Origin of the sequence: Nocardioides sp. NBC_00163 (genome assembly GCF_045206295.1) — a bacterium.
Lineage (GTDB): Bacteria > Actinomycetota > Actinomycetes > Propionibacteriales > Nocardioidaceae > Nocardioides.
The window spans coordinates 1,092,947-1,108,295 of record NZ_CP108155.1; the positions used below are offsets into that span (position 1 = coordinate 1,092,947).

General features: G+C 64.2%; 12 protein-coding genes and 1 pseudogene. 3 read left to right on the top strand and 10 right to left on the bottom strand.

Features of this window, described 5'->3' with window-relative positions; all coding sequences use genetic code 11:
* Positions 1-7: 7 nt before the first annotated feature.
* A complete protein-coding gene (locus OG801_RS05250; RefSeq protein WP_406034214.1) occupies positions 8-1,225 on the bottom strand; it encodes an acetyl-CoA C-acetyltransferase in 1,218 nt (405 codons plus the stop codon).
* 152 nt (positions 1,226-1,377) lie between these two features.
* Between OG801_RS05250 and OG801_RS05255 the strand changes: the two genes are divergently transcribed.
* The gene (locus tag OG801_RS05255; RefSeq protein ID WP_406034216.1) at positions 1,378-1,995 is read left to right on the top strand and encodes a TetR/AcrR family transcriptional regulator; all 618 of its coding nucleotides are present in this window, start codon (positions 1,378-1,380) and stop codon (positions 1,993-1,995) included.
* An 84-nt stretch (positions 1,996-2,079) separates the two neighbouring features.
* On the opposite strand, the gene OG801_RS05260 is transcribed toward OG801_RS05255, so the two are convergent.
* From OG801_RS05260 to OG801_RS05285, 6 genes are all read right to left on the bottom strand, one after another.
* Complete coding sequence (locus tag OG801_RS05260) at positions 2,080-2,892, bottom strand: enoyl-CoA hydratase-related protein (protein WP_406034218.1); 813 nt, start codon at positions 2,890-2,892, stop codon at positions 2,080-2,082.
* Between the two features lie 66 nt (positions 2,893-2,958).
* The gene (locus OG801_RS05265; RefSeq protein ID WP_406034220.1) at positions 2,959-3,399 is read right to left on the bottom strand and encodes a tautomerase family protein; all 441 of its coding nucleotides are present in this window, start codon (positions 3,397-3,399) and stop codon (positions 2,959-2,961) included.
* Positions 3,400-3,479: 80 nt separating this feature from the next.
* Complete coding sequence (locus OG801_RS05270) at positions 3,480-4,379, bottom strand: alpha/beta hydrolase (protein WP_406034222.1); 900 nt, start codon at positions 4,377-4,379, stop codon at positions 3,480-3,482.
* Between the two features lie 194 nt (positions 4,380-4,573).
* Positions 4,574-5,488: an MBL fold metallo-hydrolase gene (locus OG801_RS05275; protein ID WP_406034224.1), complete on the bottom strand. Its 915-nt coding sequence runs from the start codon at positions 5,486-5,488 to the stop codon at positions 4,574-4,576.
* 143 nt (positions 5,489-5,631) lie between these two features.
* Positions 5,632-7,647 carry an acetoacetate--CoA ligase gene (locus OG801_RS05280; protein ID WP_406034226.1) on the bottom strand — a complete coding sequence of 672 codons (2,016 nt, stop codon included), beginning with the start codon at positions 7,645-7,647 and terminating at the stop codon, positions 5,632-5,634.
* A gap of 137 nt (positions 7,648-7,784) precedes the next feature.
* The gene (locus OG801_RS05285; RefSeq protein ID WP_406034228.1) at positions 7,785-8,648 is read right to left on the bottom strand and encodes a helix-turn-helix transcriptional regulator; all 864 of its coding nucleotides are present in this window, start codon (positions 8,646-8,648) and stop codon (positions 7,785-7,787) included.
* A gap of 149 nt (positions 8,649-8,797) precedes the next feature.
* Between OG801_RS05285 and OG801_RS05290 the strand changes: the two genes are divergently transcribed.
* Together OG801_RS05290 and OG801_RS05295 are read left to right on the top strand one after the other, a co-directional pair.
* Positions 8,798-11,125, top strand: coding sequence for an ATP-binding protein (locus OG801_RS05290; RefSeq protein WP_406034230.1), 2,328 nt, complete (start codon positions 8,798-8,800; stop codon positions 11,123-11,125).
* A gap of 149 nt (positions 11,126-11,274) precedes the next feature.
* Positions 11,275-11,385, top strand: a pseudogene (locus tag OG801_RS05295) (hypothetical protein); the annotation flags it as partial.
* 431 nt (positions 11,386-11,816) lie between these two features.
* Here the strand turns inward: OG801_RS05295 and OG801_RS05300 are convergent.
* The 3 genes from OG801_RS05300 to OG801_RS05310 form a co-directional block, all read right to left on the bottom strand.
* Positions 11,817-12,743 carry an SDR family NAD(P)-dependent oxidoreductase gene (locus tag OG801_RS05300; RefSeq protein ID WP_406036254.1) on the bottom strand — a complete coding sequence of 309 codons (927 nt, stop codon included), beginning with the start codon at positions 12,741-12,743 and terminating at the stop codon, positions 11,817-11,819.
* Positions 12,744-12,748: 5 nt separating this feature from the next.
* Positions 12,749-13,561, bottom strand: coding sequence for a sugar phosphate isomerase/epimerase family protein (locus OG801_RS05305; RefSeq protein WP_406034232.1), 813 nt, complete (start codon positions 13,559-13,561; stop codon positions 12,749-12,751).
* Between the two features lie 183 nt (positions 13,562-13,744).
* Complete coding sequence (locus OG801_RS05310; protein ID WP_406034234.1) at positions 13,745-15,163, bottom strand: MFS transporter; 1,419 nt, start codon at positions 15,161-15,163, stop codon at positions 13,745-13,747.
* Positions 15,164-15,349: the final 186 nt, after the last annotated feature.

The following is a 15,349-nucleotide window of genomic DNA, read 5'->3' on the forward strand; positions in this document are numbered from 1 at the left end:
CTTCTTGTCAGCTGAGGCGTTCGAGGACCATGGCCATGCCCATACCGCCGCCGACGCACATGGTTTCGACGCCGAACTGCTTGTCATGGGTGGTCAGGTTGTTCAGCAGGGTTGCGGTGATCCGGGCACCGGTCATGCCGAACGGGTGGCCGAGGGCGATGGCTCCGCCGGAGACGTTCAGCGTGTCCTCGTCGATCCCGAGCTCCCGCGCCGAGCCGAGCACCTGGACCGCGAAGGCCTCGTTGATCTCGAACAGGTCGATGTCACCGACGCCCATGCCGGCGATGGCCAGAGCCCGCTTGGTAGCCCCGATCGGGCCCAGCCCCATGATCTCGGGCGAGAGCCCGGACACCCCGGTCGACACGATCCGAGCCAGCGGGGTCAACCCCAGCTCCTTGGCCTTGGTGTCGGACATGATCACCAGAGCGGCGGCGCCGTCGTTGAGCGGGCACGCGTTGCCGGCGGTCACGGTGCCGTCCGGCCGGAACACCGGTTTCAGCTGGCTGACCGCCTCATAGGTGGTGCCGGCGCGGGGGCCGTCGTCCTTCGATACGACGGTGCCGTCGGGCAGGGTGACCGGGGTGATCTCCCGCTCGAAGAAACCACTGTTGATGGCGGCCTCGGCCCGATTCTGCGAGCGCACCGCCCACCGGTCCTGCTCCTCGCGGGTGATGCCGGTGATCTGGGCAACGTTCTCCGCGGTCTGGCCCATCGCGATGTAGGTGTCCGGGACCAGGCCCTCCTCGCGCGGATCGACCCACTGCTGCCCGCCCTGCGCGAGCTTCTCAGTTCGAGTCTGGGCGTCGGCGTAGAGTGGGTTCTGGGTGTCGGGCAGCGAGTCGGAGCTGCCCGCGGTGAACCGGGACACCGTTTCGACACCGGCGGAGATGAACACATCGCCCTCGCCGGCCTTGATCGCGTGCAGCGCCATCCGGGTGGTCTGCAGCGACGACGAACAGTACCGAGTGATGGTTGTACCGGGAATGAAGTCGTAGCCCAGCTGGACGGCCACATTGCGTCCCATGTTGAAACCCTGCTCGCCACCGGGAAGTCCGCAGCCCAGGATCAGGTCGTTGATGTCGGTGGGATCGAGGGCGGGCACCTTGTCGAGGGCCGCCTGCACCATCTGCGCGGCGAGATCGTCCGGGCGCATGCTCACCAGAGACCCCTTCATGGCACGCCCGATCGGCGAACGGGCGATGGAAACGATGACAGCCTCGGGCATGGGGAACTCCTGGGTTCAGGTCGTCTGGTGACGGCGATGGGAAGCTACAGCGCGTAGCCGGAAGATATGCAGGCGCATATTTTCTATGCGTCTGCATATACTGTGGGTATCGGAGGAGATCCGTCAACCCCCGCCAACCGAAAGGCACTCGTGTGAAGGACGCACCACTAACCGCAGCGGTCAGTGAGCTGGGTACCTCGAAAGCAGCCGCGCGGGTACGCGCCGCGGCCATCGAGGTGTTCGCCGCCAAGGGGTACGGCGCCACCACTACCCGGGAGATCGCCGCCAGCCTCGACATGAGCCCCGGAGCCGTCTACCCGCACTACAAGACGAAGGAATCCCTTCTCTACGCCATCAGCCTCGAGGGCCACCATTCGGTGCTGGCGGCCGTCACCGCCGCTGATCGCCCCGATGTCGCGGCGCCCGACCGGCTGACTTCGACCGTGACGGCCTACGTGATCTGGCACGCCGTCAACCGCGCCAGTGCCCGGGTCGTGCAGTACGAACTACGCTCGCTCTCACCTGAGCACTTCGCAATCATTGCGGACATCCGCCGGTCCACCACGAAGGTGTTCACGCGGATCATCGAAGCCGGGGCAACGGCAGGCGATTTTCATCCCTTCGACATCGAGGCCGCCGCGCTGGCAATCACGTCCCTCGGCGTCGATGTCAGCAGGTGGTTCCCCTCCCATGCCTACTCCGACCCACGCATCATCGCGGCTCGCTACGCCGAACTTGCCCTTCGAATGGTCGGGTGCGCCGATCGGTGACCCTCGACAAGGCTTCTTGATACGTATTGGTGGACTGCAGGCGACGCTGCCGCCAGCTCGAACCGGATGCCACCAGGGCCGGAGTCAGGAAAGGCCGAGGCCGGGAAAAACTGGCGGCCGACCCTCGAGATAGCTGTTGAGACCCTCGCGGAAGTCCGGGGCGTTGAACGCGTCGAGCATCAGCTGGTCGACCTCGTCGACCGCCTGTGCGAACGTGATGTCCTGGCTCCGAAGCAGTTGCTCCTTGATCGTCCGCATCGCCGACGGCGAGCAGAAGCTGGCCAGCTCCTCGGCGTACGCGACCGCTGCGTCAAGCAGCAACTCGGGAGCCACGACCCGGTCGACCAGCCCGAGCTGAAGAGCCTCCTCGCCGAGGATGACCCGGGAGGAGAGCAAGATGTCCAGCGCGCGGCTCCGGCCCACCAGGCGCGGCAACAGCCAAGCGACGCCGTATTCCCCGATGAGGCCACGGCGCGAGAAGGCTGCCGTGAGCTTTGCGCGCGGCGTGGCGAAGCGAACGTCGCAGTACAACGCCTCCACGAGGCCAAGGCCGGCTGCTGCGCCGTTGATTGCAGCGACAAGCGGCTTGGTGAACAGCAGCGGCCGGTAGCGAGGGGGGTCACGCCGCACCACCGCGCTGAAGTCGCTGGTCTTCATGACCCCCGAGAGGTCGTCCATATCCGCGCCCGAACAAAAGCCGCGACCGGCTCCGGTCACCACGATCGCGCGCACCTCCGGATCCGCCTCGGCCTCATCAAGCAGCTCGTAGTAGCGCTGTTCCAACGCCTCATTCCAGGCATTGAGGCGGTCGGGACGATTCAGAGTGAGGATGAGGACACCTCCCCGCCGCTGTGTGAGCACGACGTCGGTCCCTGGCAGAGCTGCGGTCTCGGTCAAGTCGAGCCCTCTCATCGGTTCTGGCTGGCGCACCGGGACACGGCGCCGCCGTGTCCCGGTGCTCGGTCACGAGGCAGAGACCTCGTACGGGATGGGCCGGTTCTCCTTGGCCCAGAGCTTCTCCATGTCCGACTCCGGCGGCGGCGGCACGAGCCCCTGCGTGCGCCAGAGGTCCATGGGGGTCTCGTCGATGTGGATCTCCCAGTCGTAGCCGCGTTCCTTGATGAAGGGCGCCAGCTTCTCTTCGGCCACCGTCATCATCAGTGCGCGAACCTCTGCGGTCTCCATCTGCCGGGCGATGTGGTCGAGTCGAATCCTGATGAAGTTGTTGTTCGCCTTTCCCCCGACGTACATCGTGTTCTGCGGCATGTCCTTGAACAGGACGACCACGTAGAATGGAGGCAGGTTGACGTAGTCGACGTAGATCGACGTGATCGCCGCAGACAGTTGCTCCTTGTCCTCGTCGGTGAAGGCGTTCTTGGGGGTGAAGATCTCCCAGTACGGCATTTGCGGGTTCCTCCTGATGATGAGTGCGGCAGGAATCGTGCCGCGATAACGAATACTTCTGTGGGCTGTCCGGATGGGCCCTATGCCAGGGCGCGCACAAAGTGCTCGCAAGCAGCCTTTGAGGACGCGTCGAACGCGGCACCGGTGTACACGTCGAAGTGGCCACATGGCAGCACGACCAGCTCCTTGGGCTCGCGTGCCCGTTCGTAGGCCTCGAACGCGAGTTCTGCGTACGCACTGATGTCCTGTTCAGCAACGATCATCAGCAACGGAGACGGCGAGATGCGGTGGATTCCATCGCCGGGCTCGAACTCGCCGATCCGCTCCAGCGACCTGACGGTCACCTCGTTGCGCCAGGACGGAGCCCTGTCCTGCGCGGTCTTGGTGAAGAACTCCCAGGCTTCGCCACTGGCCATCAGCGCTGAGCCCAGCGGATCCGCGTCGACGGCCGGCATGAGTGTGGGTTCCCCACCGTTGTAGAGGTTGCGTCGCTCGCCCTCGAGGACGGAATGCATCATGGGCCGGAAGTCGGGACGAACGAGGCGCGTCAGCTGCCCGGAGCCGCTGATGAAGGGGACCTGGGCGACCACGGCTCGCACTCGATGATCGACCGCGGCCACACTCAGTACGAGGCCGCCGCCATGGCTCGTTCCCCAGATGCCGACACGGTCGGGGTCGACGTCATCGCGCCCGGTCGCGTACGTGATGGCGTGGCGAAGGTCGCGGGCCTGGGCGATCGAATCGATGTCCTGGCGCGGAGTGCCGTCGCTCGCGCCGAAGTTTCGGTGGTCGTACGCCAGAACGTTCAGTCCCGCTTGTGAAAAGATCTCGGCGTACTCGTCGAGATACATTTCCTTGACAGCGGACAACCCGTGGACCATCACTACCACTGGGGCCCGGGAAACGACTCCTTCCGCGGCATAGAACCAGCCGCGCAACGTGACATCTTGCCCCGAGAATTCAACATCCATCCGTGCCATGAAAGATCCTTTCGCAATGTGTTATCGATGAAGAATTTAGTGGCGTAGGACACATAAGCGAATGGACCCTTACGCCTGGTCCGAGTACACGTCCGCCATGTGCGGTTTGCCGTTGTCCCAGCCGCGATATCTTGTCGATATCCGCTTCGGACTGGGTCGGAAGTAAACGCGCACCCGGTGCGGCGGCCCGGGAACTACGGCTGGATGTCCGCCGCGGTCGAGCCTGAGTCTCGAAGTTGGATCGCGCTCATGGCCGAGAACTGCAAGGTCCAGAGGTTTCCATGCCCCGGGTACTTCCCCGACATGATGCGGACCAGGTCCTCAACATCCTTCGCAACCTCGTAGGCCGCTGCGAAGTCCTGGATGTAGGCGCGTGTTTCGGCGATCATGGAATCGACGGCGTGGTCGTCGCCGTCGGGCCTGCGGTGGCCCGCGACGATCACCTTGGGTGCCAGCTTCTCGACCACGTCCACAGTCTCCAGCCAGTCTTGCCACTCGTCAGGCGTCGACAGACCGAGCATCGGGTGGATCTCGTTGTAGACGGAGTCGCCGGCCACGACGACATCGATCTCTGGGATGTGCACGATCGTCGTGGGATGGATGTCGGCCTGCTTCACCTCGATGATGTTGAGAGGCGACCCGTCGACGTAGAGCGTGTTGTCCTCGATCGGCTCGGGGAGTGCCCCTGCTTCTACGCATGCATCCCCGAACAGCATTGCCCACTGCTGTCGCTGCAGTTCCATGGATTCCTTCATGGACTCGACCACGTGGGGCAGTGCAACGCACTTCACGTCCGGGAACCGCTCCATCAGTGGACCGATGCCCAGGTAGTGGTCGGCGTGATCGTGCGTCACATAGATAGTGGTGAGCTGCTTCCCCGTGCGCTCGATCAGGTCGCCCAGGTCTCGGACGTCGTCCTTGAGGTACTGGGCGTCGATGAGCACGGCTTCGGTAGGACCGCTGATGAGGGTCGCGGTGGTGGGCGAGAACGTCCCGGTGGGAACGTCAGGCCAGTCCCCCGCGGGGATGTTGGGCCAGCGGCCGACGTACACGGTTGCTCGGATTCGCGGCGGGCCTGCTGCGGCGGGCGGGCGGATGTCGGTGTCCACGATGTACCTCCAGGTTGGGGTGAGTTGGCTGAGGAAATGCGGGTGGGACACTCGTTCCCACCCGTCGATAGACGCTAGGAGTGCGTGATCTCCGGGACCTAGGTTGTGCGTGCCGGACACCGGGACGGGGCCGCCACGATTCGTCACACGTCCTTCGACGGCGACCTCGCAGCACGAGTGGCCGCGTAGCGGGCAAAGCTCTCCAGCAGGGACGGGTCGTCGATCGACCGTGCTTCGGCGACCGTGGAGATGTCGTTCCCTTGCAGGATGCGCTTGACCGGGACTTCGAGCTTCTTGCCCGTTCGGGTGTGCGGGATCGCCCGGACGACGATCACGTCGTCCGGCACGACTCGGGGCGAGACCGCCTCGCGGATCCGCCCGACGATGCGCCCGCGAAGCGCGTCATCAAGATCGGCGTGATCGGACAGCGCGACGAACAGCGGCATCCAGTACTCGCCGTTCTGCTGCTCCGCGCCGATGACGAGAGCTTCCTCCACCTCTGGGAGCTCTTCGACGACGCGATAGATGTCGGCGGTACCGAACCTGACCCCGTGACGGTTCAGCGTGGAGTCAGAGCGTCCGTGGACGATCACCGAATTTCGTTCAGTGATGGTGATCCAGTCGCCATGCCGCCAGACCCCAGGGAAGGTCTCGAAGTAGGTCTCGCGGTAGCGGGCACCGTCGCCGTCGTTCCAGAACCGGGTCGGCATGGATGGCATCGATTGGGTGACCACCAGCTCCCCCACCGCGTCGCGCACGCTTCGGCCGTCAGCGTCCCACGAGTCAAGGGCCACACCCAGGTACGCAGCTGTGATCTCCCCTGCCCGCACCGGCAGGGTCGGGACGAAACCCGCAAAGCCACTGGCGACATCTGTGCCCCCTGTCACCGAGGCGAGCGGCACATCGCGGCCGACGTGGTCGGCAACCCAGAAGTGCAGCTCGGGAGCGACCACGGAGCCGGTGACCGCGACGGTCTTCAGCCGACGCAGATCGTGGTCGGTCCCCGGTGACCGGCCCGCTCGGGAGCAGGCCTGGAGGTAGGCCGGACTCGTGCCCAGCGCGGTGACCTCGTGTCGGGCCGCGAGAGCCCAGAGCGCGTCGTCGGTCGGGTACGACGGGCTTCCGTCGTAGCAGACGATCGTCGCGCCGACGAGGAGGCCGCTCACGAGGGAGTTCCAGACCATCCAGCTCGGCGAGGTGTACCACAGGTGCGTGTCGGACGGCCCTAGATCGAGATGGAGAGCCAAGGCTTTGAGGTGCTCGAGCACGACTCCGCCGTGGCCGTGAACGAACCCCTTCGGCTTTCCGGTCGTACCCGAGGAGAACAGCACCCAGAGGGGGTGGTCGAACCGCACCTGCGCGGGCGTCATGGCGGGCTCGCCTCCTGCGACTGCCTCGACCCACGGCGTGGTGCCTGCGGGAGCGCTCGTACCAGAGTGCAGTCGATCGACGACGACCACCTCGCGCAGGGTCGGCATCCCGGCCTGCAGGGCTGGCAGGGACGCGAGCCGATCGATCTCGCGTCCACCGAAGCGGTAGCCGTCGGCCGTGACGAGGACCACCGGTGCGAGCTGTCCGAGGCGGTCGACAACCGCTTCGGGTTGATAGTCCTGACCGCAGCACGACCAGGTCGCTCCGACACTCGCTGTGGCGAGGAAGGCGATGACTGCCTCGGCGATGTTGGGGAGGTATCCGACCACACAGTCGCCCTCTCCAACCCCCCGGTCGCGCAGCCAGTTCGAAAGCGCGGACACCTGGCTGGCGAGCTCGGTCCAGGAAACCGTCCGGGCCCCGGGCCCTCCAGGTTCGGAATCGTCGATGATCGCCGGGCGGGACGACTTGGCGTGGCTCAGCACCGTCTCGACATAGTTCAGCCGCCGGCCGGGAAACCATTCGGCAAAGGGCATCTCCCGTGTTGCCAGCACCGGGCCGACACCGGTCATCTGTACCCCGAAGTAGTCCTTCAGGGACGCCCAGAACTCCTCCGGGCTGGTCACCGACCAGTCCCACAAGGACTGGTAGGAGGTGGCTTCGAATCGGCTCGTGGCCTGCAGCCAGTCGATGAAGTCACTGATCCGGGCGCCGGCAATCCGTTCTGCCGAGGGCGACCAGGAGACGTCCCCTGGTCCGATCGAACTCACGTCCACGATCGCGTCCATTCCGAACTCCACATCTGTTCTCTTCTTCACGTCATGGTCATTGAGAGGCTAGGAACGCCGACACGCAGCGGCATAGGACGCAGACGACGCCCTCGAGGACCTCTCCGCCACGTGGCCCGTTGCAAGTTCGAGCGCTATCAGCAGCCGTGGCTTTCCCGATACGCGCTCGGCGAGACCCCGAAGCAACGCCGGAACTCCCGACTCAAATGGCTCGCGTCGTAGAAACACCAGCGGTGAGCGATGTTCTCGATGGTCGAGTTGGTGTGCACGAGCTCCTCGCGGACTGCGGCAAGACGCCGGGCACGTACGACAGCGGTCATGGTGTCCCCGGTCATCGAGAAGGCCCGGTGCACAGTTCGTGTCGAGACGTTGTGGGCCGCCGCAAGATCCTCGACGTGGATCGGACCGCCACGAAGGTTGCCCGTGATCCATTCGTCGAGCTGCACGCGCAAGGCAGGCAGACCCGATCGATCCGCGACGGTACCGCTGGCTGCCCGGATGACGCCGGCAGCCAGTGTCACCAGCGTCCCGCGTGTCGCCTCGATCTCCGACGCACTCATCACCGGTAGCCGGCTCCAGACTCCGTCAAGGACCATGAGCAGAAGGTCGGCCAACGGCCGCCCCCGCTCAACCACGTGGCAGGCAGGAAGATTCGTGGCGCAACCAGCTGCCACCAGCGCCGCACGGGGCAGGGCCAGGGTTACCTTCCTGACCCGCTCCTGCACCGACCCGCCGCCGGTCGCCAGGACCACGACCACATCGCGCTCAGCGTCACGGTCCTTACCCAGCGCCAGCACGCTTTGCAGGGGCGGACAGTCCCAGTCCGAAAGCCGGAGGTCGCCGACGTCTTGCGAACGCAAGAGACTGGCGTTGCCCCGTCTCCCGCGGTGCTGCACCGTCATGGACCTCGCGTCATCGCGGACCGCAGTCTCCCAGCGGGCACCAGGCCCGGATACCTCGAAGTCGAGGGCATCGATTTCGGTGGCTGCGGTCGCGGTCATGGGGGCCTCCTAAAGCGGTGTGACGTGCCTCACAGACTCCCCTCTGGCCACCGTGGGGACATCGTGTGAATGACGTATCCCATTACCTATTCGGGACTCCAGCGCGGCCCTTCCGCGTCCAAGGCAGGGTGGGCTACGCTGGCCGGATCATGGCCTCACGGTCGGCAAAGAAGCCGGATAACCTGCCCGCGGATCTGACGAGTTTCGTGGGTCGTCGATCCGAGGCCCACGCTGTCCGACAGCTCCTCTCCGCTGACCGGCTGGTGACCCTCACCGGGGTTGGCGGGGTCGGCAAGACCCGCCTCGCGTTGCGGGTTGCTCATGAACTCCGACGCGCGTTCCCGGATGGGGTCTGCCTGGTTGAACTGGCGACCCTCAAAGACCCGGACCTGTTGCCCCACACGCTGCTCTCCGCACTCGGGATCCGCGAGCAGTCAGGCAGTGCCCAATCTGTCCTCACCGACTACTTGCGCCCCCGGCACACCTTGTTGGTCCTCGACAACTGCGAGCACATGCTCGAGGCAGTCGCGACCCAGGTCGACCGGCTGCTACGGGCCGCACCCAAGCTGCGAATCCTCGCCACCAGCAGACAGGCCCTGATGATCGCCGGCGAGCACGTGTATCCGGTCCCGACGCTACCGGTGCCCGACACAGATGTCCCTCTCGCTCCTGGCTCGGCGACGCAGTTCGCGGCCGTCAACCTGTTCGCCGCCCGGGCGGCTGCGGTCGTTCCCGGCTTCGAGATCACCCCCGACAATGAACAGGCGGTGATCCAGGTCTGCCAGCGGCTGGAGGGGATCCCGCTGGCGATCGAGCTGGCAGCGGTGCGGCTCCGGGTGCTGACCGTGGAGGAGCTCGCGCATCGGCTGGACAGTCGGTTCGAGCTGCTTCGTGAGGGCAGTCGTAACCTGCCGGAGCGGCATCAGACTCTTCAGGCACTGATCGACTGGAGCCGCGAGCTGTGCACTCCGGCGGAGCAGAGGCTGTGGGCGCGCGCATCAGTGTTCGCTGGTGGGTTCGGTCTTGACGCGCTCGAGGCCGTCTGCGCGGACGAGTTGCTCGCCAAAGAGGTCATTCTCGACACGTTGGCCGGGCTGGTCGACAAGTCGATCTTGATCCGAGGCGAGCAAGGCGGACGTGTCAGGTTCCGCATGCTGGAGACCATCCGGGAGTACGGCCAGGCTCGACTACGAGAGTCCGGCTCCGAAGCGGAGGTACAGCGCAGACACAGAGAGTGGTACTTGCGGCTGATCGAGAAAGCTGCCGCGGAGTGGTTCGGTCCGGGACAGGAGTACTGGGCGGCCCTGCTCCGTGTGGAGCATCCGAACGTGCGCACGGCGCTCGAATTCTGCCTCGCGCGGCCAGACGAGGTGCGCATCGGACTGCGGATGGCCGGCCTGCCCTGGTTTCTCTGGGCTGCGCTCGGCTTCATGACCGAAGGACGGCTGTGGCTGGATCGGGCGTTGGCAATGGATCAAGAACCGAGTCACGAGCGGGTTTGGGCGCTGGGCACCGCCGCTGACATCGCTGTCTTCCAGGGCGATGAGGCTGCAGCGACTGCGTTGATCGACGCCGCCGACGATCTTGCGGGCCAATTGGACGACCGCAAGGGCCTGGCTTACGCGACCCATCTGCGCGGCCTGCGCGAACTGGGCGCCGACCCGAGTGCTGCGATTCCACTGTTGGTCGAGGCGCTCGAGCGATATGGGTGCGTCGACGTACCCGCCGACTACCCCAACAGTGTGCGGCCTGCGCTGACGATGGCCTACGCGCTGTCGGGCGAGCTCGACAAAGCCGCCGACGTCGTCGATGAGGCATGTGAGCAGTGCAGACGGGCCAACGAGCGTTGGCTGTTGTCCTACGCCATGTGGGCGAAGGGGTTCTTGAGGCTCCTCCAGGGCGAGCTCGAGCAGGCCGAAGCCACTCTGTGCGAGGCGCTCCGGACCAGGCGGTTCACCCCGGACAGCCTGGGCTTGGCCTTCATCCTGGACGCGCTCGCCTGGACAGCCGCCGCGAGCGGCGACTGCGAACGGGCCGCGGTGCTCCTTGGCGCGTCGGACCAGGTCTGGCAGACCGTTGGCGTCCCACTGTTCGGAGCGAAACACCTCCTCGCGCGGCGTGAACAGTACGCAGACGTTGCTCGCCAAGCGATGGGCAACTCTGGCTTCGACACCGCGTTTGCGCACGGAGGCCAACTCACGGTGGACGACATGCTGACCTTCGCCCTGCGGGAGCACCGCGTCTCTCCCGTCGCGCCCCGACGGCCTGACAACGTGCTGACACCTCGAGAGCGCGAGGTCGCGGACCTCGTGGCCCAAGGAATGTCGAGCAAGGACGTGGCCTCCAAGTTGGTCATCTCCCGACGCACCGTCGACGTACACGTAGAACACATCTTCGCGAAGCTTGGATTCAATTCCCGCACTCAGATCGCGGCCTGGGTAGCACAACAGCATGCGACGGAATCGCCAGATCGGTGACCTCGCGATCTCGGAGCCAGCGCTGCTACTCGAGCTGGATGCCGAGCGGCGCTTCCGTACCCCCAGCGGGCTCGATCGTCCTACGGCTCGCCCGTCGCTCGTCCATACCTTGGTCGTGTCTCTGACCACGGAAGAAGGGCAGACCTGCTATGACTCATGAAACGGCAGAGCGCGGTCGGCCTCTGGTCCTCTTCTTCGGGTCTCTGACCTGCCCAGTCACTGAGAGTGCGGGGCCAGAGATGGTCGAGCTGTACCGAAAGTACGGGCACGCTGTCGACTTCGTCGCGGTCTATGTGCGCGAGGCTCATCCAGGCCAGACCTACGGCAGCCGCGCCTGGCTGAGGACAAACTGCGGAACGCCTGCCGGTTCAGAAGCCATCACGGCTTCGAATTTCCCGTTGCTGTCGACGATATCGACGGCACGGTGCATCGCTCCTTCGGGGCGCGACCCAGTTCGGCGTACCTGCTGGACGCGCGCGGCGTCATTCTCTTCCGAGCGCATTGGTCCAACCGCGTGGGCGCATTGGAAAACGCGTTGCGGGCGGTCCTCGCTGGGCAGACGCCTGCGCGCACGGCTTCGGGCCAGATGCTCCATTCCGCGCTCGCGCAACCGCCGTTGAAGCGTGGCGGGGGAGGTCCTCGAAGAAGACGGCGACCGTAAACCCCTGCTTAGTGCGCGATAAACCGGATTTCAAGAATTAGAGCTGGGTCGCCCAGGGATATGGCTCAGAATGGATTTAGAAAAGCCACCGTCGACGCAGATGTCTTGCCCGGTGACATAGCCCGCCAGGGGACTTACTAGAAACTCGATCACGTTCGCGATGTCCACAGGGTCTCCGATCCTTGACAGCGGGATGATGTCTTCCCTCTCCTTTTTGATCTGGGGGTCGGCATACATCTTCTCGGTCATCGGCGTATGAGTCATTCCCGGGGATACCACATTCACTCGAATTCCATCGGACGCCCATTCCAATGCGAGCGTCTGGGCAAGCATCGTCAATGCAGCTTTGCTGGGGCTATAGGCACCCGATCCGGCGTGCGGCAGCTGGCCAGACATCGACGAGGTGAAGCAAGCGGAACCGCGGCTGTCCCGCAAGTGTGGGTAGCTTGCTTTGGCGAGAAGCCACGCTCCGCGGAGGTTGACAGAGAACATATCGTCCCAGTCGTCGATGGAGAGATCACATATTGCACCAGGGCTAGCGATTCCAGCATTCGCTACCAACGCATCCAGGCCGCCGAACTCGGCTACTGCAGTGCCCATCAGGCGTCTCGGGACGTCGGGGTCACCGAGATCCCCCACCAACGCGATGGCGGTGCCTCCCAATGACTGAATCGAAGCAACGACTTCTTCTTGGACAGGGCTCGACTTGTGCCCACATACCGCGATCATCGGCTGCTCACCCCGAGCGAGAGCGGCCTCCGCGAGCCTCAGGGCTGCAGAGGCTCCGATGCCGCTGCTTCCTCCACTGACTAATGCCTTCATTGAATGCTCCTGATAGGAATCTACTGCTAATCGAATCTTTGACTGGCGCCCGAAATGATTGACAAACACGGACCACAAACAGTCACTCCGGGCCAAAATACTGCATCGCCAGAAATGGCTAACCCCGTCCAGCACTGGGGTCAACTGTCAAGTTTCCACCCTCTATCCCTCAGGTCATGCATCGCTTTTTCGAATTCGTACAAGGGGTCATCCTCTCTGATTATCTCGAGAACTACGTTACCTGCTCCGCATGTTTCTTGGACGGCAGCACCCAATCCGTTGAAGTCCACCACCCCAGTTCCGATTGGATCATGACCCCACGTCTCCATACCTGTATCAGAAGCATGCACCAGCGCGATTGCTTCACGATGCGCGAGCAAGCCGGGTACGGGATCCTCGCCGATATAGGCCGCATTGGCGATATCGTAGACAACCTTGAGCGCATCATCGTTGATCGTGCTGACGATGGTCGCTAGGTCTCCGAGGGTGGGAGCGAAGCAATATGGAGTATTCTCCAGGAGCAGTCTGGCGCCTGCCTGTGTGGCTAGCGGGATCAGTTGGTCGAGGCTTTCGTACATCCACTCATACACGTTGTCGAGTGATGGGGAGATCATCGGGCGCCTCGTACCCGGGGATATCACGACCTCAGTTGCACCCCACGCAGCGGCCACGTCAATCACCGACTTGATGTGCTCGATACTCTTGAGACGCATGTTGGCCGCAGGACTCGCCAGGTTGAGGTCATATCCGCCGGCGTTCAGCGACCTGACCTCAGCGCCACATGCATCCAGTTTCGCCCCCATGGCCGAGATCTCCGAATTGGAGATCTCATCCGGCCAGCAATGCGGAGAGCTGATCGGAACTTCGAAAGTCTCGTACCCGTTGTCAACCAATTCCTCAATCGCATCGATTGCCGTAGACGACCACAGGTAGGAGAAGGTACTGATAATCATAGGTGAACCACCCTTACGGGACTTGACTGTTTGACGACGACTTGCGCGCTACGCAACGCGATGCGAAGAGTCGATCTTTCGTAGAGGTTTCCCCGGACAAGCCGGGGCGGCTCGAAGGGTCTCGGGCAGACACAGCCCTCGGTCCTGTTGAGCCGCCCACAGCTTGTCGGCGGACGACGGCTCCTACGGGGAACGCTTCGCGTCGTCGCCGCCCAAGGAACTGCTCAGGAGCAGGTGCTCGCCTTCGAGCACCTCATCGTCAGCAAGCGCCACAGTGACACGGCCGCCACGGCCGCCGGTCTCCGGAAGCGTGGTGTAGACGATGAGGCAGAGGGCGACGACCACCGTCATGTAGATCGCGACGTACATGGGATGCCCGGCCCCGACGAAGGCGGCGGCGATCAGCGGTGCTGTACCGCCGAAGACGGCGATGACGATCTGGTGTGCGAGGCCGATGCCCGAAACCCGAACAGCGGCCGGGAACAGCTCGGCCTGAATGGTCGGATACACCGCCTGCCAGATGCCGAGAACAACCCATCCGGACGCCGCTACCAGGACATAGACACCGAATCCAGGCTGGTTCAGCAGCATGAGCAGGGGGTAGAAGAGCACGACCATGCCGATGGCACCGACGATCGGGAAGATCTTGCGGCGGCCGATGCGATCCGAGAGGGCACCACAGGTCGGCACGATGATGACGAGGAGGGCTAGCCCGATGACGCTCCCGGTCAAGGTGGATGCCAGGTCCCGACCGGTGGTGAGGTTGGCGTAGGTGGGGAGAAAAGTCGCCCACGTGTAGTAGGCCACGGCCGGAGCCGACAGTGCCGCCGCCTGCAGCAGCGCCTTCGGGTGGTCACGAATCAGCTCCCGCAGACGCGCTGCCGCGGACTTCTGATCCGCGGCGGTACTTGCTTCGAACTCGGGGGTTTCGTCCGCGCGGAACCGCAGAATGAGGCCCACGATGCCGAGGATGCCGCCCACGAGGAAGGGGATGCGCCAACCCCACGTCGCGAGGTCGTCCGGCGACAGGGTGGCCGTCACGATCGCGGCGAAACCGGTCGCCGCGAGGGTGGCCAGACCGCTGGCCATGTTCGTGAACGAACCATAGAGGCCCCTCTTGGTCGGCGGGGCATGCTCGACCATGAACGCGATCGCGCTCTGTCCTTCGCTGCCGGCCGAGATGCCCTGGAGGATGCGCGCCACGACGAAAAGGACCGGTGCGGCGTAGCCGATCATCGAGAAAGGCGGCGTGAGAGCGATGATCAGAGCACCGACGGCCATGCCGGAAACACACAGCGTCAGGACGGTCCGTCGTCCGAAACGGTCAGCGAGCGGCGAGATGATGATTCCACTCATCGGACGTACGACGAAACCGATCGAGTAGGTGAGAAGCGCTGCCATCAAGGATGCGAAGGCAGAGTGGCTCGGGAAGATTTGAGACGAGAACACAGCTGCGAGAAGGCCGTAGATATACCAGTCGTACCACTCCACGAAGTGGCCGACTGTGCCGGCAAGCAGGTTGAGGCGGCGGCGTGGGGAGTCGGGCGTTTCGGGATTTCCCGAAAGACGTGAGGTACCCACGTCATCTCTGGGGCTGGCCATTGTGTTATCCTCGCTAACGATTGTTGGGCAACGGAGATTTCAGCGTGCTAGCTGGCTGCAGGCGCACCGAGATGACTTTGTTCAGGATCTCCACCAGGTCTGACGTGACGAGTCAGATCCGGTGGTAGTGACCTCCTTTGGGTTTGGGTTTGATGGCTCGATGAGTAACGGTCGAAGCCGCACTAA

What these genes read in the sequence shown, in the direction of transcription:
- OG801_RS05250 (WP_406034214.1), bottom strand. Translation starts at nt 1,225, where the DNA reads ATGCCCGAGGCTGTCATCGTTTCCATCGCCCGTTCGCCGATCGGGCGT.
- OG801_RS05265 (WP_406034220.1), bottom strand. Translation starts at nt 3,399, where the DNA reads ATGCCGTACTGGGAGATCTTCACCCCCAAGAACGCCTTCACCGACGAG.
- OG801_RS05270 (WP_406034222.1), bottom strand. Translation starts at nt 4,379, where the DNA reads ATGGCACGGATGGATGTTGAATTCTCGGGGCAAGATGTCACGTTGCGC.
- OG801_RS05280 (WP_406034226.1), bottom strand. Translation starts at nt 7,647, where the DNA reads ATGGACGCGATCGTGGACGTGAGTTCGATCGGACCAGGGGACGTCTCC.
- OG801_RS05285 (WP_406034228.1), bottom strand. Translation starts at nt 8,648, where the DNA reads ATGACCGCGACCGCAGCCACCGAAATCGATGCCCTCGACTTCGAGGTA.
- OG801_RS05290 (WP_406034230.1), top strand. Translation starts at nt 8,798, where the DNA reads ATGGCCTCACGGTCGGCAAAGAAGCCGGATAACCTGCCCGCGGATCTG.
- OG801_RS05305 (WP_406034232.1), bottom strand. Translation starts at nt 13,561, where the DNA reads ATGATTATCAGTACCTTCTCCTACCTGTGGTCGTCTACGGCAATCGAT.
- OG801_RS05310 (WP_406034234.1), bottom strand. Translation starts at nt 15,163, where the DNA reads ATGGCCAGCCCCAGAGATGACGTGGGTACCTCACGTCTTTCGGGAAAT.